Origin of the sequence: Nesterenkonia natronophila, assembly GCF_003595215.1 — a bacterium.
Lineage (GTDB): Bacteria > Actinomycetota > Actinomycetes > Actinomycetales > Micrococcaceae > Nesterenkonia > Nesterenkonia natronophila.
This window is the reverse complement of the sequence record NZ_QYZP01000002.1, coordinates 489,223-509,146: the sequence shown is the minus strand read 5'-3', so window position 1 is coordinate 509,146 and position 19,924 is coordinate 489,223. Positions and strand designations below refer to the sequence as shown.

The 19,924-nt window shown below is 62.8% G+C and carries 17 protein-coding genes and 1 riboswitch; of the genes, 6 read left to right on the top strand and 11 right to left on the bottom strand.

Going from position 1 to position 19,924, the window contains the following annotated elements; all coding sequences use genetic code 11:
- Positions 1-67 precede the first annotated feature (67 nt).
- The 3 genes from D3250_RS07485 to D3250_RS07475 are packed head-to-tail and all read left to right on the top strand — an operon-like array spanning position 68 to position 2,935.
- Positions 68-1,825 (top strand): TspO-related membrane protein, encoded by a 1,758-nt coding sequence (locus D3250_RS07485; RefSeq protein WP_119902731.1) that lies wholly within the window; start codon positions 68-70, stop codon positions 1,823-1,825.
- Between the two features lie 32 nt (positions 1,826-1,857).
- Positions 1,858-2,397: an NUDIX hydrolase family protein gene (locus D3250_RS07480; RefSeq protein ID WP_119902730.1), complete on the top strand. Its 540-nt coding sequence runs from the start codon at positions 1,858-1,860 to the stop codon at positions 2,395-2,397.
- 55 nt (positions 2,398-2,452) lie between these two features.
- Entirely contained in the window at positions 2,453-2,935 is a 483-nt protein-coding gene (locus D3250_RS07475) for a hypothetical protein (protein WP_119903040.1), read from the top strand.
- Between the two features lie 199 nt (positions 2,936-3,134).
- On the opposite strand, the gene D3250_RS07470 is transcribed toward D3250_RS07475, so the two are convergent.
- A complete protein-coding gene (locus D3250_RS07470; RefSeq protein WP_119902729.1) occupies positions 3,135-4,355 on the bottom strand; it encodes a sensor histidine kinase in 1,221 nt (406 codons plus the stop codon).
- Positions 4,356-4,447: 92 nt separating this feature from the next.
- Here D3250_RS07470 and D3250_RS07465 point away from each other — a divergent pair, with 92 nt between their 5' ends.
- A complete protein-coding gene (locus D3250_RS07465; RefSeq protein ID WP_119902728.1) occupies positions 4,448-5,179 on the top strand; it encodes a response regulator transcription factor in 732 nt (243 codons plus the stop codon).
- 38 nt (positions 5,180-5,217) lie between these two features.
- Positions 5,218-6,456 carry an acyl-CoA dehydrogenase family protein gene (locus D3250_RS07460; protein WP_119902727.1) on the top strand — a complete coding sequence of 413 codons (1,239 nt, stop codon included), beginning with the start codon at positions 5,218-5,220 and terminating at the stop codon, positions 6,454-6,456.
- Between the two features lie 8 nt (positions 6,457-6,464).
- Here D3250_RS07460 and gcvT read toward each other — a convergent pair whose 3' ends face one another.
- Positions 6,465-7,598: a glycine cleavage system aminomethyltransferase GcvT gene (gcvT, locus tag D3250_RS07455; RefSeq protein ID WP_119902726.1), complete on the bottom strand. Its 1,134-nt coding sequence runs from the start codon at positions 7,596-7,598 to the stop codon at positions 6,465-6,467.
- A complete protein-coding gene (gcvP, locus tag D3250_RS07450; protein WP_119902725.1) occupies positions 7,598-10,468 on the bottom strand; it encodes an aminomethyl-transferring glycine dehydrogenase in 2,871 nt (956 codons plus the stop codon). Before gcvP ends, gcvT begins: the two co-directional genes overlap by 1 nt.
- A 137-nt stretch (positions 10,469-10,605) precedes the next feature.
- Positions 10,606-10,711, bottom strand: a riboswitch (glycine riboswitch).
- Positions 10,712-10,986: 275 nt separating this feature from the next.
- On the opposite strand from gcvP, the gene D3250_RS07445 reads away from it, so the two are divergent.
- Complete coding sequence (locus tag D3250_RS07445; protein WP_225973208.1) at positions 10,987-11,217, top strand: PLD nuclease N-terminal domain-containing protein; 231 nt, start codon at positions 10,987-10,989, stop codon at positions 11,215-11,217.
- A 26-nt stretch (positions 11,218-11,243) separates the two neighbouring features.
- Here D3250_RS07445 and D3250_RS07440 read toward each other — a convergent pair whose 3' ends face one another.
- The 8 genes from D3250_RS07440 to rpsO form a co-directional block, all read right to left on the bottom strand.
- On the bottom strand, positions 11,244-13,124 hold the full coding sequence (locus D3250_RS07440) for a serine hydrolase (RefSeq protein WP_119902724.1): 1,881 nt from the start codon (positions 13,122-13,124) through the stop codon (positions 11,244-11,246).
- A complete protein-coding gene (locus tag D3250_RS07435; RefSeq protein ID WP_119902723.1) occupies positions 13,121-13,522 on the bottom strand; it encodes a cupin domain-containing protein in 402 nt (133 codons plus the stop codon). Before D3250_RS07435 ends, D3250_RS07440 begins: the two co-directional genes overlap by 4 nt.
- 22 nt (positions 13,523-13,544) lie before the next feature.
- Entirely contained in the window at positions 13,545-13,823 is a 279-nt protein-coding gene (locus tag D3250_RS07430) for a metal-sensitive transcriptional regulator (protein ID WP_119902722.1), read from the bottom strand.
- A complete protein-coding gene (locus D3250_RS07425) occupies positions 13,816-14,733 on the bottom strand; it encodes a sulfite exporter TauE/SafE family protein (RefSeq protein ID WP_119902721.1) in 918 nt (305 codons plus the stop codon). The genes D3250_RS07430 and D3250_RS07425 overlap by 8 nt, the downstream gene beginning before the upstream one ends.
- The gene (locus D3250_RS07420; RefSeq protein WP_119902720.1) at positions 14,730-15,362 is read right to left on the bottom strand and encodes a rhodanese-like domain-containing protein; all 633 of its coding nucleotides are present in this window, start codon (positions 15,360-15,362) and stop codon (positions 14,730-14,732) included. The genes D3250_RS07425 and D3250_RS07420 overlap by 4 nt, the downstream gene beginning before the upstream one ends.
- A gap of 76 nt (positions 15,363-15,438) precedes the next feature.
- Positions 15,439-16,830: an MBL fold metallo-hydrolase gene (locus D3250_RS07415; RefSeq protein WP_119902719.1), complete on the bottom strand. Its 1,392-nt coding sequence runs from the start codon at positions 16,828-16,830 to the stop codon at positions 15,439-15,441.
- Positions 16,831-17,016: 186 nt separating this feature from the next.
- Positions 17,017-19,275 (bottom strand): polyribonucleotide nucleotidyltransferase, encoded by a 2,259-nt coding sequence (locus tag D3250_RS07410; RefSeq protein WP_119902718.1) that lies wholly within the window; start codon positions 19,273-19,275, stop codon positions 17,017-17,019.
- A gap of 322 nt (positions 19,276-19,597) precedes the next feature.
- Positions 19,598-19,864, bottom strand: a complete 267-nt coding sequence (rpsO, locus tag D3250_RS07405; RefSeq protein ID WP_119902717.1) for a 30S ribosomal protein S15 — start codon at positions 19,862-19,864, stop codon at positions 19,598-19,600.
- Positions 19,865-19,924: the final 60 nt, after the last annotated feature.

The following is a 19,924-nucleotide window of genomic DNA, read 5'->3' as shown; positions in this document are numbered from 1 at the left end:
GACCAATATCTCCGATGCACGTGGTGTGTACAGAATTCCCCGAGGGAGGCAGCAGTTGTCCGAGCCGATGAGCGCAGACACCTCCGCCCGCCTTGCCGGTGACTCCAGGACTGGCCTGGCGGAGGAGGAGCGGTCAGAGAGACACACCCCTGACCTCGCTGAAAGAGCCGAGGATGAACTGGCACCTGAGGCACCGGCCGCAGAAGAATCTGTGACCCAACATCGGGGGGACCAAGAGCAGCAGAAGCCGACGGAGGAAACCGCCGAGGACACTGCCGAGGACACCGCTGCTGAAAGCTCATCACCAGACGATTCGTCCACAGAGGTTACGCGCGCAGAACCTCCGACGCGCCCTGGTACAGCATCTCAGGTCCCCGTGGCTTCCGGTCCGGATAAGAGCCTCGGCGGGTTCTTCGACACCTTGGACGAGCGCGCCAAGAATTGGTGGTCCACGCGGAAGGTGCGTCTGGCTCGGCGCAAAGCCGAAGCGGCCAAAGCCGCTGAAAACGCACCGGAGGACCAGCCCACAAGCTCAGCTCAGCGCAGCTCAGCTTCGGTAGCGCCCTCAGGGACTGTTGCGCGCAGGGCCCGGCGCAGCGGTGGCCAGCTGCCCACACACACTCCACAGGTGTCCCTGCCCAAACCACCGCCGGCGGAACAACGGCCGGAACCCCAGCTGTTCACCGATGCCATCCCAGTCGTCTCCGCACACCCGGCGGGGGAATCCCAAGAACCACCCCCGCCACCCGCGCGCCGAGAGCTCGACGAACAGCGCCAGCGAACGGTGATTGCTCAGAAAGCCGCGGCTATTGAAAAGGCCACCGGTCAGGAATCGTCAGGACCCTACGGCGGGTCGGGACACATTGGGAGCCAGTACCGCAAGAATTCGGCGCAGTTCGCCGATGATGAGGAAGACCTCTACACATACATACCCCCGTACAATCTGCCTTCCCGCAGCCCGGACCCGGAGCCCACGCATTGGGATCTGGCGCGGCGCATCTTCGTCAGTCTCGGGGCGCTGACGGCCGTGCTCTCCACGCTCTGGATGTTCGGCTGGCTCGGCTACAACGAGGAAGATCCCGCCATCCTGGGACAGGGCGGCCTGGAAGAGAGCCTCGCTGGAGGCTGGTTCTCCGGCGAGCACGCGCTGCTCTCACCGGACTACAACTGGTATTGGATCTGGCCGGTCATCACTGTGGGTCTCATCATCCACGCCTGTTATCAGTGGACTCCAGCCCAGCATTCCACCCCGCGGCAGCAACGTTCGGGATGGTTGGTAGGCATCGCCGCGTTTCTGATGTTGGGGGTCACTACCTCGCTCTACGCTGGCTTGTTCACCCTGACCCTCCTCAGCTCAGTGGTCATCGCTGGGGTGCTCACCGAGGCCGTGCGGCAGTTCAATCTCTACACCGCACGCACCGACTCCGAACGTCAGCTCACTGATGACATTGTGGGGCTGTTCTACGGATTCGCACTGATCCAAGTCATGAGTGCACTCTCGGTGTGGCTCACCCAACAGGGGTGGCACATCCCTGGCATCCCGGCGCTGCTGTGGGCCTGGATAGGCCTGCTGCTGTGCGTGTGGACCGCAGCGTTCTATTCCATGACTGAACGCGGTCGCATCACGATCGCGCTGGCCCTGGCCTGGGGGCTGTTCTGGCTGATATTCCCGCGCATCCTGGGCGAAGTGACCAGTGTGTGGGTAGCGCTGGGAGCTGCGATGGGCGCATTCATCGTGATCCTGGCAACTCAGTCCCGCCGTTACCGGATCAACCACGCGGAACGCCGGGCCGCAATGGGGCGTCCCCTCGAGGACATCATCTGATCACCCCGGCGAGCTCGTGAGAACATAGTCCCATGTCTGTCCGCACTCCCGACCCGCACCCTGGCTGGCTCAATGAAGAGGACCTCTACGAGGCTCGACGCCGCCTCCCTATGGTCTACGTTGAGGCCATCCCCGTCCGGCTCGACTCATTGGGCTACGTCACCGAGGTCGGCCTGCTCTACACCGCAGACGACGACGGCCGGGTCTACAGAACGGTTGTCTCCGGGAGGGTGCTCTACCGTGAGACCCTCCGGGCCGCACTAATCAGGCATATCGGGAAGGATCTCGGCCCCATGGCCAGACCCCAGCTGCCGGTGTCCCCCACACCGCTGACCGTCGCTGAGTACTTCCCCTATCCCTCCGAAACGGGCCTGGTGGATGACCGTCAGCACGCGGTATCGATGGCGTACATCGTTCCCGTCAACGGTGAGTGCTCAGCTCGCGAGGACGCCCTCGAGCTGTCCTGGCTCACCCCTGAACAGGCGATGAGCTCCGATGTACAGGCGGAATTCATCGGCGGGCGGGAGAAGCTCATCCGGCAAGCTCTGGCCCATGTGGGCCACACCCCGTGAACTGCGCCCAAGCAACCACCCCACCGCCACCGCCCGGGGAAAGCGAGGACACGCTATGACCACACCGGCTCCGGAAAAAGCCGCCGGAAGGCGCCGCAGGAGCGGCTACGCTGCAGGAGCATCCCGCCCCCGACTCCGGTTGGGCGCCGTGGGGTGGACCGTATCGTGGCTTATTCCCACCGCACTGATGGGCGCGATCCTGCTGGGCCTCTCTTTCCTACCCGGTCTGGATGGTGAGGGATACCTCACCCCGCTCATTCCGCTCCTCGCTGCTGCTGCGGTGGTTGTGGGCATCCCGGGTACCCTGCTGGTCAATTGGCTCCTTCGCCACCACCTGAACCCCGTAGCGCATGTGCTGGGCTATGTACTGGTGGGCCTGCTCTACGGTCCGGTGGTCCTCTTCGCCGGTGCGGGCGGACTGGTCCCTATGCTGATCCCAATTGTTGGCTTCCCGGCTGGCGTGCTGCTGGGGCTCGGTCGATGGATCGCCCAATCACTTGCCAGTGTGGAACCACCTGCGGAGCAGACTTCCGAGTGATTGAGGGCTCGGGCGGTGCCGTTCTCACCGCCCGAGCCACAGGTCGGATGAGCCGGTTCTGGAGCCGTTGCACCACCACTCCAGGTGCTCGAATCCCACCTGATGTGGGCGCACCTGGAGTGCACCGCACCCATAGATTGTGGTGTGCGGAAGCCCTTGGTGACTAGTCTACTTTCGTCTAGAGATGCGGACCGGGCATTCACGACTTCTTCATGCCCGTCACACTGACCTGCCAGCGCCCTGCGTCGTCGTACCCGGTCTCGGTGACACCGCCGAAGGCTGCAGCGCGGTCCTGGACGCCCACCAGCCCGGCTCTGGAGGCTTCCAAGCCGGGCCCGCTGGCCTCAGAGCTCCGAACAGTGTTCTTGACAGACATACTGACATTCTCATCGCCGACCTCAACCTCGATCCAACACTCGGCCCCGCGCCCGGCAAACTTCGCCACGTTCGTGGTGCACTCCTGCAGCATGCGGTACAGAGCCGAACTGACAGACCGCGAGAGCGAACCAAGATCCCCCTCGATCCGCCGGTGGACCGTCATCCCGAGACTCTCCAACTGTTCAGCGAACACCTCCAGACCCAGCCGGACATCGAGTGCACTGGCCGAGGCCAACCGCCCCCCTGCGTCTTCAGCATCAACGAGGTTCTCGTCCTGAAGGACCGCCAGAACCCTGCGCAGGTCATTGAGCGCCATACGAGAGGAATCGCTAATGACCTTGACCGCCTCCCGGTACGCACTCTCCGTGTCCTTCATCTGCGCCGCACGGGACTGCATCGCAATGATGGTGATGTCGTGTGCCACGATGTCGTGCAGATCACGGGCGATCGAACGTCTTTCCGCAGCCTTGGCCGATTCATGGCGTTCCTCCGCCGAAGTCAGATCACGTGCAGATTGCAGGCGCTCGTTCGTGGCGCGGCGGAATGAGGATCCTATGCCATAGGCCACAAGGAGCCCACCGGTTACCCCCACAAGAGTGAGACCGGCGAGTGCCAGATCCTCGAGTGTCGCGGAGTAGGCCACTCCCCAGACCAGCATGGCGGCAATGGTGCCGCGTCGGAATCGTTTTGTGGTCGTCAGCGCCGCCAGTCCCGTCAGCAGAAGCGCTAAGAGCACTGAATAACCACCGCCGTTGGTGAACAGCCCCAGAATCAGGATTATCACCCCTGCGGTGACCCCCACAGTGACGCTAGCCCACAGAAGAATCACGCAACCGACGGCGATGAGGCCGGCGATGGCCAACGATGCGGAGAACTCGTCACTGACGAACACCTCGTAGAGGACATCCACCCCAAAGGCGAGCCCAAATCCCAGTGTGACCACCACCAGCAGCCATCTGTCGAGGGATCTGCTGGACCAGTAACCGCCGGCTTCGAATTCTTCGGCAATGGTCTGGACCGAGCCCTTAATTGGTGGTGACATGCAGGCCAGTCTAGAGACTTTCCACCACAGGCTTCCCGGCGCTGGTCAGTGAACGCTCAGACCCATTAGGTTCGGTGGCATAACATGGCACCATGCCCAATCCCGATGAACACTCTGACACTGTTTCTTCGGGCGCGGCACCAGTCCAGCCGGGGACTGTGCGGGTCCTGATCTGTGACGATCACCCCATGATGGCCACAGCTCTGCGCACCTACGTGGATTCTGCCCCAGGTATGCAGTGCGTGGGACAAGCCCGTGACGGCGAGACGGCTGTGCAGATGGCGGGTGAACTTCACCCAGACATTGTGCTGATGGATCTGCACATGCCTGTGATGGGCGGCATTGAGGCAACTCGTCTCATCCGGCAGAGATACCCTGACGTCGCAGTGTTGGCCGTGACCACATTCTCCACGGAGCTGTATGTGATCCCGGCCCTGCGCGCCGGCGCTGGAGGGTACTTCCTCAAGGATTCGGAACCGGAGCAGATCATCGAGGCCATTCGTGAAGTGCATGAGGGCGTTGCGGCCTTCTCCCCCACAGTGGCGCGGCAGCTGATGCTTTCAGTGAAGAATGAGCCATCCCAGGTGGAGACCGCACTCCTCCGGTTCCCAGAAGCCCCACACATACCCGCCCGCGAACTCGAAGGCCTCCAGCTGCTCGCTACCGGGTGTTCCAACGCTGAGATCGCTGAGAAGATGTTGGTCTCAGAAGCCACAGTGAAGGTCTACATGGGCCGCATTATGCAACGCCTGGATGTGCGGGATCGGGTTCAGCTGCTCATTCGTGGTGTGGAGCTGGGTCTAGTGGAGCCTTCGCTGAGCTGATTCCCGCACGTTTGTGACTATCCGGTAACATGTGCCGTATGACACATGAGCCGGACCCGTTGGTTGACCCCCCGTACGACGTCGCCACCCCCCTTGACCTGGATTACTACGGTGTCTTTGCAGACATTCCCGAGACTGACAAGCAGTGGTGGGCCGCCGCCCGCAGGTTCGGTGAAGGACTCGAGCCACGCATGACGGAGCACTGGGAAAAAGCTGAGTACCCGGTAGATCTGGTGCGCAAGGCGGGCAGTATGGGTCTCTTCACCGACGGAGTCGACGTTTCTGAGCTCGGCATGGAGACTCTTTCCCCCATGTCGGCCGGATTGGTGAACATGGAAACGTCCCGCATCGACGGGTCTCTCAGCACTGCCCTGGCTGTCCAAGGGGGCCTGGCAGTGCGCACACTGGCACTGTTCGGCTCTGCCGCTCAGAAGGACGAGCACCTGGCCAATATGGTCTCCTGCGAAACCCTGGGGGCCTTTGCGCTGACTGAGCCAACTCACGGCTCCGACTCAGTGTCATTGGAAACTACTGCCGAGCTCCAAGGCGATGAGGACACCGGCCGGTACGTGCTCAACGGAGCGAAGAAGTGGATCGGCAACGGAGCCTCCGGTGGAATCACACTCACCTGGGCCCGTGTAGTTGGCGGCGAGCATGATGGCAATGTGCGTTGTTTCCTTGTGCCGCAGGAGACTCCCGGGTACCGGGCGGAGGTCGTTGAGCACAAGGCCTCACTGCGCGCCATTCACCAGGCGCTGATCCAGTATGAGGACGTCGAACTCCCCGCCGATGCGGTTCTACCGCTGTCCAAGACGTTCAAGGATGCCGCCACCGTCCTCTTCGCCACCCGGCTGGGTGTCGCTTGGTCTGCAGTTGGTCATGCTGCCGCCTGCGTGGAGGCTGCATTGAACTACGCTAAGCAGCGCCGGCAGTTCTCCAAACCCATTGGTGCCCACCAGCTGGTCCAGGAGCGACTGGCCTACATGGTTTCTGAGCTGACCAGCATGCAGCTGCACGCCAAGCAGGTGACAGAGCTCGACGCCGCCGGCAAGCTGTCCGGACCACAGGCTTCCATGGCTAAGCTGCACAACACCCGCAAGGCCCGGCAGATTGCCCAGGTAGCCCGGGACATGCTCGGCGGCAACGGCATTCTGCTCAGCAACAAGGTCGCTCGGCATATGGCGGACATTGAATCCGCCCATACTTACGAGGGGACCGAGTCAGTCCAGTCGCTGATCATTGGTCGCGACCTCACCGGGTTCTCCGCCTTCGCCTGACCAGCGCCTCAGGTGCCGCTGGTCTGCCTCCTGTAGAAGGGCGGCTTAGTGACTTCGAAGGAAATGGGCTTGCCCCGTACGTCGACGTGGAGTTCCGTCCCCGGCTCTGTGTACGCTACGTCCACATAGCCCATTGCGATGGCGTGGCCGAGGGTAGGGCTGGGCGCCCCTGAAGTGACTTCGCCAATCGGTGTGCCGTCCAGGTTCTGGATCACGTGCCCCTTGCGGGCTGCCCGCTTTCCGGCAGCCTTCAGACCCACCAGGCGTTGGCCGGTGCTGCGGCCCAGTCCTTTCGCCTTGGCCTGCTGCAGGGCCGCACGGCCAACGAAGTCTTCTTCCTTGGAGAAGGCCACCACCGGAAGGCCGGCTTCCTGGGGTTTTCGCGAGGTGGTCAGTTCGTTGCCGTAGAGCGGCATCCCCGCCTCCAAGCGCAGCGAGTCACGGCACGCCAGACCGCAGGGGGTGAGCCCAAAGTCGGATCCGCCCTCCAGCAGGGCACGCCACAGAGCGCCGGCCTTGTCATGAGGCAGGTACAGTTCGAAACCGTCCTCTCCGGTGTAGCCGGTACGCGCCAGCAGAATCTCCTGCCCGCCGATAGTGACCGTGGTGTGCGCATAGTAGGAAAGGTTCTCCACCAGTTCGACCTCGTCGGCGCGCACCATGGAGGACAAGATCTCCGCACTGGCGGGGCCCTGGACTGCGATCAGGCTGATCCCCTCTGACTCGTCCCAGACTTCCACATCGAAACCGGCAGCCCGGTCTGTCAGCGCTGCCGCGACGGTCTCCCGGTTGCTCGCATTGGGGATCACCAGGTATTCGTCTGCACCGATCCGGTAGGTGATCAGGTCATCGATGATGCCACCCTCCGCGGTGCAGAGGAGCGAATACTTGGCCTTTCCCGGTTCGATCTTGGCCAAATTGCCCACCAGCGCGGTGTTCAGGAAGGTGGCGGCGTCGACCCCGATCACCCGCACCTCCCCCATATGCGAGAGGTCGAACATGCCAGCTGTGCTGCGTACCGCCCGGTGCTCCTCCAGCTCAGAGGTGTACTTCAGCGGCATGTGCCAGCCTCCGAAGTTTGTGAAGGAGGCCCCCAACGCTTCATGTTCAGCTGTGAGCGCGGTCTTCTTCAGATCAGTCATCAGTTCACCTCAAAAGCTTCAGGCGGCGGGCAGGAGCAGACCAAGTTCCGGTCTCCGTGGGCGCCGTCAATGCGACTGACTGGCGGGAAGTACTTGTCCTGCCGCAGCGCCGGTACAGGGAAAGCACCCTGCTCCCGAGAGTAGGACCGGTTCCAACCATCGGTAGCCACCACCGCAGCGGGGTGGGGCGCGTGGCGCAGGGGTGAGTCAGCAATGTCGTACTCACCATCGATCACCTGTTGGATCTCAGCACGAACGGCGATCATAGCTTCGACAAACCGCTCGATCTCCTCCAGGTCCTCGGACTCAGTGGGTTCCACCATGAGAGTTCCGGCCACGGGAAAAGCCAGGGTGGGGGCGTGAAAACCAAAGTCGATGAGGCGTTTGCAGACGTCCTCTGCGGTGACGCCGCTGGCCTTGGTGAGCTCGCGCAGGTCCAGGATGCACTCATGGGCGATCAGGCCGTTTTCACCCGTGTAGAGCGTGGGGAAGTGCTCGGCGAGCCTCCGCGAGATGTAATTGGCGCTCAGCAGTGCGTGCGCGGTGGCACTGGTGAGACCTTCTGCGCCCATCATCGCCAGGTAGGCCCAGCTGATGGGCAACACTCCTGCAGAGCCGTAAGCTGTCGCGGTGACCGGCGCATGCCCCGAAGGCTCCTCCGGACGGCCCGGCAGGAATGGCAGCAAGTGCTCGGCCACCGCCACCGGGCCCACGCCTGGTCCGCCGCCGCCGTGCGGGATGCAGAAGGTCTTGTGCAGGTTCAGGTGAGAGACGTCACCGCCGAATTCGCCGGGCTGGGCCAGTCCCACCAATGCGTTCAGATTGGCTCCGTCCACATAGACCTGGCCGCCAGCCTGGTGAATCTTCTGGCAGACCTCACGCACGTCAGCCTCGTAGACCCCGTGGGTGGAGGGATAGGTGATCATGATCGCTGCGATCCGGTCCGGATACTGCTCGATCTTCGCATCCAGATCAGCCAGGTCGATCGTGCCGTCGTCAGCGGTGGCGACCACGGCAACCTGCAGTCCCGCGAGGACGGCGGATGAGGCGTTGGTGCCGTGTGCAGAGGCTGGGATCAGGCAGATGTCCCGTGCGGCGTCGTCATTGGACAGGTGATATTCACGGATCGCCAGCAGTCCGGCGTACTCACCCTGGGAACCAGCGTTGGGCTGGATCGAGACCCCAGCGTACCCGGTGATCTCGGTCAGTCGCTGCTCCAGATCGGTGATCAGCCCGCGCCAGCCCACCGTTTGACCCTCGGGAGCGTAGGGGTGGATACCGGCGAACTCCGGCCAGGAGATCGCTTCCATCTCTGTTGCAGCGTTGAGCTTCATGGTGCAGGACCCCAAGGGGATCATGGTCCGGTCCAGGGCGAGGTCACGGTCTCCCAGCCGCCGCAGATAGCGCATCATCTGCGTCTCGGAGCGGATGGAGTGGAAGACCGGGTGGGTCATGAAATCACTGGTCCGCACCACGGAATCGCTGAACGCGTACACGCCCTCAAACTCGACGTCATCGTATAGGTCGGCGGCCTGGCTGGGTTTCTCCACCAGTCCGAATGCGTACGCCAGCAGGTACATCTCACGGGTGGTGGTGGTTTCATCGGTGCTCACCCCAACTGTGGTGTCGTCAACGCGGCGCACGTTGATACCGGCGGCTTCTGCTTTGGTGACGAGGTCCTGGGCCTGCTGCGCGGATTCGCAGTGGACTTGAACTGTGTCGAAGAACGACTCAGTCACCAATTGCCATCCGGCGCCGCGCAGGACCTCTGCGAGCGCGCGAGCCTGGTTGTGGGCCCGCTCCGCGATGCTAATCAGGCCCTCGGGGCCGTGATAGACGCCGTACATAGAGGCGACCACAGCCAACAGGGCCTGCGCAGTGCAGATGTTTGAGGTGGCTTTCTCACGGCGGATGTGCTGTTCGCGCGTCTGGAGGGCAAGACGATACGCGGGTCGCTCCTCCGCGTCCTTCGAGACCCCCACAAGACGTCCGGGAAGCTGGCGCTGGAGCCCGGACTTCACGGCCATATAGGCCGCATGTGGGCCACCGAAGAACAGTGGCACGCCGAAGCGCTGGGAGCTGCCGACGGCAATGTCGGCACCCTGCTCTCCTGGGGCGGTGATGAGGGTCAGCGCGAGCAGGTCCGCAGCGACTGTGACCAGTGCTCCGCGGTCCTTGGCCTCGGCAATGACCGCCGTGTGGTCGACAATCGCACCGGAATTGCCGGGCTGCTGAAGCACTAGCCCGCAGATGTCGCCCTCTGGCAGGCCTTCGCTCAGGTCGGCAAACTGCAGTTCGATGCCGACGGCCTCGGCTCGCCCTGCAATGACCGCGCGGGTCTGCGGGAAGATGTCGGTGTCCACGACGATCTTGGCTGCGGAGCGCTTCTTGTTCGACCGCCGCATCAGCAGGATCGCCTCAGCCACTGCGGAGGCCTCGTCCAGCAGTGAAGCGTTGGCGATGTCCAGACCGGTGAGGTCGGCCACCATGGTCTGAAAGTTCAGCAGCGCCTCCAGCCTGCCTTGGCTGATCTCCGGCTGGTAGGGCGTGTATGCGGTGTACCAGGCGGGGTTCTCCAGCACATTGCGCAGGATGACGCTGGGCGTGTGCGTGCCGTAGAAGCCCTGGCCGATCATCTGCGTCTTCACCTGGTTCTGCCCGGCGTACCGGCGCAGGGCGGCGAGCGCCTGGGACTCAGAAAGCGCCGGCGGCAGGTTCAGGGGCTCTGCCTGTCGGATGCCGCCGGGGACCGCGGAGTCGACGAGGTCCTCCATAGAGTCGTAACCGAGGGCGTTCAGCATGGTCTCCGCTGACGCATCAGTGGGACCCATATGCCGGGAGGCGAATCCGGTGGGAATTGAGTAAGTCATAGGCTCAACCTTACGGGCAGGGGTGACGAAGCAGGTCAGTACCCCTTGCTCTGTGAAAAACCTGAGAGATTCGCCGGGCGGACCGGTTTGCACCTTCGGTGTGCGGAGACCGGGCCTCCGCCGCTTTCCAGAGTTGCCACCCCGGTGCGGTCCATCAGTGGACTGGCCTGAGAGATTCGGAGGGGATTCCTTGCTCCTTCGGCGCCGTACGTGTGGCCGCACGGACTCTCCCGCATCAGGGACGTGGCCTGTATTCAGTTGCCCCTATTTTGCCACACGCACCGTGGGCCCTCAGCCAGCTGCACCGGAGCCGGCGGGCAAGCGCGATTCTGCACCCTGGCAATGGACCCTGGAACTCGCAGGGCCTCGACTGCTACTTTGTGAGCACGCCATGATCAGGACTTGAGTATCTCGTTGTGACGGTGTGCGCGTAAGCCGTCCAACAGTCCTGCCGCCTCGTGCGGACCGGCGAGGCACAAGAAGCCGATCAGCATTGCACACTTCGAAAGGTGAATTGCGTGGCGAAGAAGAACTTGAAGCAGCAATGGGACAACCTAAGCCCCAGCAAGCAGGCAGGGACGATGGTGCTTGCCTCGATCCAGCTGTCGCTGGCAGTCTCGGCCTGGGCTGACCTCGCCGCGCGACCCGCGAGTCAAGTTAACGGCAGGAAAGGAATGTGGGCCGTGATTATCGCGGTCAATTTCATTGGCCCGATCGCCTATTTTCTCATTGGGCGTCGACGCAGCTGACTCTTTTTGCCGTTGGGAGGTGACCCTCACCCAGCTAAGTCCTCCCCGTCTCGCGCCAGACGGTCCGCGCCGGGCAGTGCTCGGTAGGCCGCCAGCCCCAGTTCTCCAAGTGTCTCCGCAGGCCGCTGGCTGAGACACTGTGCGGACCCAGTGTCGCCTGAAAAATGCGCCGCGGCCACTGTCACGCCGACTCCGGGGCCAACCCCCTGTTGGCGTGTGATAAGCACCGAACTCCAACCCTCTGCCGAGCCTGACGAACGCAGCTCCAAGCCTGAGACACTCCACTGCGGGACCCTGTTGGGACCATAACCGGGCAGGCCGTAGGCCAATCCGGTCGGTTCAAACACCCCAGCCATCCACCCGAGCACACGCTCTGCCGCGGTACGGCTGATCCCGGCAGCTGAACCTTGCTCTTCCTGGGCATCCGGCGAGGTCGGCAGCGTGAGTCCCCCTGCTTGGGCAAGCGCGGTCAGCAGCCGTACCAGATCCTGGGGCGAGCTCTGCCCTATGAGGAGGTCGCCGGTTGCCCCCTGGGCCTCCTCCTCCGCGGTGACCACCGTCTGCTCCAACATCGGGGCGGTCTGCGAAAGACTTTCGATCAGGCTGCGTACCGCCTCCACCAGGTCATACTGCCGGTGCTTCAACGCTCTGCGCAGCGCCACCGAGGCGGCGGCGTCTGAGGTGGCGATCACCAGAGCCATCGCGTCAGCCAGTCGCAGCGTGAGCTCACCGGTGTGGGTTCGGAGGGGCCCCACCGCTGCTGCGCTGCGGTCTTCTGCAGTGATCATCACTGGGGTCTCCAGCAGATGGGGGTCCTCCGTCTCGGTCCCCGCAATGGCGAGCGCGGCGAGAAGCTTTCCGACTCCGCTGAGCGGGTGGAGCGTGGTGGGCGCATTAGTCTGCTGCCGGGGCGTCGTCCCTGGCGTGAGCGTGGTCCAGCAGAATGCCGGCGACTCCTCCGGGGTGGGCTGAGTTGTGTGGTCCACTCGAGGTTCAAGGGAGGGATGGCTCTGTTCCAGGTGCCACTGCTCCACCGCCCGACCTATGCGGCCGAAGAGCTCGTAGGCCGCTAGCCGGCCGGGGCGTCCGGAGGGCAGTTCGGTGGGAATCTGTTCAGCGAAGACAGCCACTGCAGCAACTGCCGCTCCCTCGGGGGCCAGCGCCAGCCCGACTTGGGAGAGACTGCGCAGACCCCGTCCATTCTTCTCCGCGAACTTTAGGGTGGATGCGTTCGCACCAAGCAGTGGGGTGTGGATCTGTCTCATCAGTCCCACCGCGAACCGGCACAGGCTGGGGCTCAGGTAGAGGGAATCGGCGACGCCGTGATTCGCTGCGGCCTCCCCCAGCAGGCTCAGCAACCGAGCTTGGTCATCGGGGGTAGTCACAGTCATGTGGTCGATGCTGTGGTGCCATTTCAGATCGCCGCTCCGAGGAAAGATCTCTCGGTGCAGGGTGGCCAGCATCCCTGCCCAAGAGCAGTAGTCATTGACCCACTGGAGGGCATCACCGGTGACCTCAGCGATGGCCTCGAAGACCAGCTGGGTGCAGATGTTGTCGGAGCTGATCATCATCTGCCGCAGGTGATCCTCCAAACTCAGTTCCACGCCTGAGGAGACGTTCCTCATAATCCCGGCCTGGACGCCGTCCTTCATCTCCTCGGTGACGATCAGCCGTTGATCCAGGTCCAGGTCCCCGCGGTGCACCAGTGCCAGGCAGGCCAGGAGCACACTCACTTTGCGGGTACTGAAGGAAGCCAGCTGGTTGTGCTCGCCCTGTCCTATGCTTGCGCTGGTCCGCCTGCCGGACGCTGAGCTTCCCAAGGTTCGGATCTGCCAGTGCACCGCGAAGGGCTGCTGGGAGCCCAGATCGGAGATCTGCGAATGCAAGTGCTGCAGGTCGGCGCTCATGCCGAGGAGCTGCTACCGGCTTCACCGGTAAGCATAGTCAGCAGCAGCACGCTGGAACCTGCGGTCTCTGCCGGGCAGGCGACCTCGTGGCGCAGCCGCGCGGGGACGTGAATCACCACACCGGGTTGGAGATCGACGGTTTCCTCACCGGCGGTGAAACTCAGGTGCCCGCTGAGACACTGCACTGTGATCGGGTGAGCGGCCTGATGCTCCGGCATGGACTGCCCCGGAGCGAACGTGAAGGCGATGACGTTTCCGCCATCAGCCTGGATCAGCCGGCTGGCCACCGGAGCGGTCCGAGAAATGTTCGCTGGCGGCGCCTTCGCCAGAACATCGACGGATGTCAGGGCTGAGGGACGCTGCCGCGGTGTGCTGCTGCCGAGGGGAGTCTGAGCCATTCCCCTACGCTACAGGGACTGCTCAGGAGAGCGAGAGGAATAGTTTCTCGAGTTCCGCGACAGTAAGTCCGTCGTCCGTCTCCTGGGCGCCCTCGGGGTCGGTGAGGCAGTACTGCATCGCTGAGGAGACTACGGTGAATCCCGCCCGATCCAGTGCGGTGGAGACTGCAGCCAACTGAGTCACCACATCGCGGCAGCTGGCACCGGACTCGACGGCCCTGATGACCGAGTCGAGTTGGCCGCGAGCACGCTTGAGCCGGTTGAGGATCTTTCGCTGGCTCTCTAGGTCAGCTTCATTCACGATGCTCTCCTCTCATTGCAGTCTGCGGGGAAGCTTCAGCCTCCCGGGCGGGGGTTATGGAAGTCTGGGCTTCCACTTTGCTCAGACGACGCTGCAGCACCTTGACCACGATCAGGGTGATGATAATGACAATACCTGTGGTGAGGCCGTAAATGATCGGCAGTTCGTAGAGGAGGACCACCACGCCCATCGCGAGGACCATGTAGCCGAAAGCCTTCTTCAGCATCTTATCCGGCACTTTGGAGCTCACCGCGGCCCCGATGAGCGCGCCGGCGACGGTCACACCGGTGATCATCAGGACCGGGCCCCAGTCGATGCTCACCGAGGTCAGGTAACCGGCCATGCCGGTGAAGGACTTCATGGAGATGATCAGCAAGGAGGTTCCCACTGCAGCCGACATGGGGAGGCCCCCCAGAAGTACAAGTGCCGGAACCACGAGGAACCCTCCGCCGGCCCCGACCACCCCGGTGACCAGGCCGACGACCAGTCCTTCCATGATGATCTTGAACACGGGAAGCTTTGACTGAGCCTTCGACTCGGTGGGGGTGCGCCGATCAAGAACCATAGCCAGGGCCGTGGCGATCATCATGGCACCGAAGGCGACCATCAGCACAACACCGGGCAGCTGGCTGCCCAGAACCCCGCCGCCGAAGGCTCCGATCATACTGGCCACACCGAACAGCAGGCCCATGCGCCAGCGGACGTTTCCGCGCCGCGCGTGGGCCGCTACGCTGATGAGTGCTGTCACCCCAATGATGAACATGGAGGCAGCAATAGCCTCCTGAGCCGGCATTCCGGCCACATACGCCAGCAGCGGCACCGCCAAAATGGTACCCCCGCCGCCGAGCAGCCCCAGACTGAGGCCTATCCCGACGGCAAGGACCATCGTCACGATCAGCGCAGTGCTCACCGCCTTGGAGCCTTCACCTGAACTGCAGAGGGAATCTCCGCCAAGAACTTTTCCAGACTGGGATCGGCGTCAACTTGGTTCCACGGCATCTTCTGCAGGGCTGATGCCATGGCGCAGGAGTCGGTGAGAGCTGAAAACGTCAGACCCGCCCCCACCGCTCCAGCGAGGTAACCAATCTTCGGTGAGATGAGCTTGCTGCCCAAGAATCCGGTGAGCACCAGGCTGCCAGCCACCATGCGGACCTGCCGGTCCATGGCCCAGCGGTTCTGGCCTCGCCGTGTGTGATGCTTATGCTCAGACTCCAGAGCAGTGACGCCGCCTTCAAGGACTCTCGCGGAGTCCAGGCCGGCGGAACGCAGATGCTCCTTGGCCTGTTTGGCGCGATTCCCAGTCTGGCAGATGAGCACCACTTCTCCCTCGTACTGCCCAGCAATCCTTTCGCAGTTCTTCTGCAGCAGGTCCAGTGGAACGTTGTGGGAGCCAGGCACTCGCAGTGATTCGTACTCTGCGGGAGTGCGCACGTCCAGCAGCAGCGGAGCCTGACGAGTGTCTAGACGCTCGGCGAGCTCAGTCGGACTGATCGGCACAACTGTGTTCTTCGGGGCTGTCTCAGCGGTGGCGGTGGTCATATATTTTAGTTTCCTTTCACAGGTGTGTATGTCTCACAGTGAGCAGACCTGGGCCTGCCCACGAAGGCGAACCAGCTCAGCGGTTCTGTGCGTACTCCGACCAGCCTGCAAAGCTGCCCTCGAGTTCGCGGACGTCGTAACCTTCGCGACGCAGTGCACTGGCTGCCACAGAATTCCGTCGACCGGACTGGCAGTAGGTGACGATGGGACCGGTTTCGGGAAGCTCCTCGAGGTTCCACAGCACTCGCCCGGCACTGAGCTGTTTGGAACCGCGGATGTGATCCTCTGCGTGCTCTGACTTGTTGCGCACATCGAGCAGCAGGGCTGGATCGAAGTTCTCCAGTTCAGCGGGGCTGATAGTGGCTGGCTTGGTCTGCGGAAGACCCTTGATGCTGGTGACGAAACTGGACACCGCATCGATGCCGACGCGCATCAGGTGTGCTCGCTGCCATTCGGCGTCCTCAGCGTCCTCAGCCAGCACGATCATCGGGCGGTTCTCACGCTCTGGGTCGTAGGCCCAGGCGCCGAAGCTGGCGGGCTTGCCGTCAGCGGGAATATTCAGGGCACCGACCACGGTGCCCTGGTGGACCTCCGTGTGCGGCCTGGTGTCGACGAATATTGCACGGCCCTCTTCGATCGCCTGCCGAGCTTGGTCTGTGCTCAGCTCGGTGAGTGGCTGGAGATTTCCCAGCACGCGAGGACCGTCACGATTTTCCCGCTTAATTCGTCCGAAGTAGGCGTGTGCATCGGGCTGAGCATCCAACATCTCATCGGTGAAGCCCTGCTCGTCGTCGCGCTCCAGGTGCTGGGACCACCAGGCGTTGTAACGCTCGTAACCCACTGTGGTGGCAGGCAACGCGCCCAGGGCCTTGCCGCAGGCGCTGCCTGCGCCATGACCGGGCAGGACCAGCACGTGGTCGGGCAGCGTGAGGAACTCATTCTTCAGACTCTTGAAGATTTGCTTGGCACCTTCGAACCGGGTGTCCTGGCCGCCTGCGGCCTCGTCAAGCAGATCGGGCCGACCCAGGTCGCCGGCAAAGATGAAATCGCCGGAGATCATGTAACCGGGATCGTTGCTGAAGGCACCGTCGGTGACCAAGAAGATGAGGTGCTCGGGCGTGTGTCCGGGGGTGTGGCGTGCCTCAATGCGGATATTGCCCAGGGAGATCACGTCGCCATGGTGCAGGCGGTTGGCCTCGAAACCATACTGCCAGTCTGTCCCGCCTTCACCTGATACATAGAGAGGAGCGCCAGTGGCTGCTGCAATCTCGCGACTGCCAGACAGGTAGTCGGCATGGATATGCGTCTCAGCCACTGCGGTGATTCGCATACCGTGCCGGCTGGCCAAGTCGAAGTACTCCTGAACATCTCGGCGTCCGTCGATGACGATGGCCTCGCCGGTGGCTTGGCAACCAATGAAGTAACTGGCCTGGGCTAAGTCTTCGTCGTAGATCCGCTCCAAAAGCATGTGAAAATCCCTTCCATCTATAGAATGCTCGTGATACCCCTTGGGGTATGTCTAGCAGTCTCTCATATACCCCCTAGGGTATACAAGTGAAGGGTCAGACGCAGAAGGGCCGGCAGCCTCCCCCGTCTTGGGGGCGCTGCCGGCCCTTCTGCTTGAAGCCAGTCAGATCAGCTGACTGAAGTGCGCTTAGGCGTCTTCAGTAACCACCTGGTTGACGCTCTGCTTATCATCGCCGGAGTCTGTCTCATCGACCACCGGGATGAGGCTTAGCTTGCCGCGATCGTCGACCTTGGACAGCTCCACCTGGATCTTCTGACCCACACCGAGAACGTCCTCGACATCATTGACACGCTTGCCCTCGTTGAGCTTGCGCAACTCTGAGATGTGCAGCAGACCGTCCTTACCCGGGGTGAGGCTGATGAACGCACCGAAGGTGGTCAGCTTCACCACTGTGCCCAGGTAGCGCTCGCCGACCTCGGGAACCGTCGGGTTGGCGATGGCGTTGATGGCCGCGCGGGCGGCATCAGCGGCCTCACCAGTGGTGGCGCCAATGAGCACGGTGCCGTCATCCTCGATAGAGATGTCCGCGCCGGTGTCCTCCTGAATCTGGTTGATCATCTTGCCCTTCGGGCCGATGACCTCACCGATCTTGTCCACTGGCACGCTGACGCTGATGATGCGGGGCGCAAACTGGCTCATCTCATCAGGGGCGTCGATCGCTGCGTCGATCACTCCCAGGATGTGCAGACGAGCCTCGCGGGCCTGCTTCAAAGCGGCAGTGAGCACGCTGGCCGGAATGCCGTCGAGCTTAGTGTCCAACTGGATGGCGGTGATGAACTCGGAGGTGCCCGCGACTTTGAAGTCCATATCGCCGAATGCGTCTTCTGCACCGAGGATGTCCGTCAGGGCGGCGTAACGAGTTTCCCCGTCGACCTGATCCGAGACCAGGCCCATAGCGATGCCCGCCACTGGTGCGCGCAGCGGCACACCGGCGTTGAGCAGGCTCAGCGTAGAGGCACAAACCGAACCCATGGAGGTGGAGCCGTTGGAGCCCAGCGCTTCCGACACCTGCCGGATTGCATAGGGGAACTCCTCCCGTGAGGGCAGTACCGGGACCATAGCGCGCTCTGCGAGAGCACCGTGTCCGATCTCCCGGCGCTTGGGTGAGCCCACGCGGCCGGTCTCCCCCACGGAGTACGGAGGGAAGTTGTAATTGTGCATGTAGCGCTTCTTAGTCTCTGGGGAGAGACTGTCGATGCTCTGCTCCAACTTCAGCATGTTCAACGTGGTGACACCCATGATTTGGGTCTCACCGCGCTCGAAGATCGCCGAACCGTGAACACGTGGGAGCACCTCTACCTCGGCGGTGAGCTGGCGGATATCCGCCAAACCGCGGCCGTCGATGCGCACCTGGTCGCGCAGGATGCGCTGGCGGATGACCTGCTTAGTCACAGAGGACAGCGCCTTGCCGACCTCTCCGGCGCGTCCTTCGAACTCCTTGCCTTCACCGGCCAGCTGCTCAACCAGTTCCGTCTTGAGCTCGCCGTCGGCGATTTCGCGCTGCTGCTTATCGCCTATCTGATAGATACTGGCGAGCTTCTCCTCAGCCGCGGACTTGACCACCTGGAAGACATCGTCCTGGTAGTCCTCAAAGATCGGCACCTCGACCGGCTGCTTGCCGGCGCGGGAGGCCAAATCAGCCTGCGCCTCGCAGAGAACCTTGATGAACGGCTTTGCCGCCTCGAGACCCTCGGCCACGATCTCCTCCGTAGGAGCGGTGCGACCCTGATCCTTGATCAGCTTCCAGGAGTCATCGGTGGCCTCAGCCTCGACCATCATCACGGCGATGTCGTCGCCGACAACGCGGCCGGCCACCACCATGTCGAAGACCGCGGTCTCCAACTGGGAGTGCTTGGGGAAGGCCACCCACTGGGCGCCGGCGCCATCATCGATCAATGCCACGCGGACACCGCCGATGGGGCCGGAGAAAGGAAGTCCGGAGAGCTGCGTGGACATGGACGCGGCGTTGATGGCGACCACATCGTAGAGATCATCAGGATTAATCGACAGCACCGTCTCAACGACCTGCACCTCGTTGCGGATGCCCTTGGTGAAGGCCGGGCGCAACGGTCGGTCGATCAGCCGGCAGGCCAGGATCGCGTCAGTCGAGGGCCGTCCTTCCCGGCGGAAGAAGCTACCGGGGATCCGACCGGCAGCGTACATGCGCTCCTCGACGTCGACCGTCAGGGGGAAGAAGTCGAAGCCCTCACGAGGGGACTTTCCGACTGTGGTGGCGGAGAGGAGTGTGGTCTCTTCGTCGAGGGTGACCAACGCCGAGCCGGCGGCCTGCTTGGCCAACCGTCCGGTCTCGAATTGGATAGTAGATTTGCCGTACTTGCCGTTGTCGATCACGGCTTCGGCAGTATGAACCTCAGGTCCCTGCATAGGGTGGGGTTTCCTTTCATATTGCGGTGAGGGAATTGCTCCCTGCTGTTGGCGCGGGAGTAAGACTCCCGTGTGAGTGAGCCAACACAGCGCACTGAGATGCTCAGGGCAATACGAGCCGAACCTGAGCAAGGCGGTCATCGATCGAAGCCCACGGGTGCGGGTGCACTCACGCACTCCCGTAAGCCACTACCGAAGACCGGACCATGCGTCGTCGTCGGTTCGTCAGCTGTATCGGCTTCCCACAGTGTCTCATACAACGATGGACGGCCCCAGAAGGAGCCGCCCATCACTGTGCTTGGTGTCGGTGCTTGACCGAATATCAGCGGATCCTGAGACGCTTCTTCAGGTCACGGAAACGCGTGATGTCCTTGCGCTCGAGGTACTTCAGCAGACGACGACGACGCCCGACCAGAATCATCAGACCGCGGCGGGTGTGGTGATCCTGCTTGTGCTCCTTGAGGTGTTCGGTGAGGTCGGAGATCCGACGGGTCAGAACTGCAACCTGAACCTCTGGTGAACCGGTATCGCCCTCGTGAGTGGCGTACTCCTCGATGATCTGCTGTTTGACAGCGGGATCCAAAGCCATGGAAAAGCTCCTTGTTTGTTGTGCCGCGTTCAAGGATCCGGTCTTACCCGGCGCTGGCCA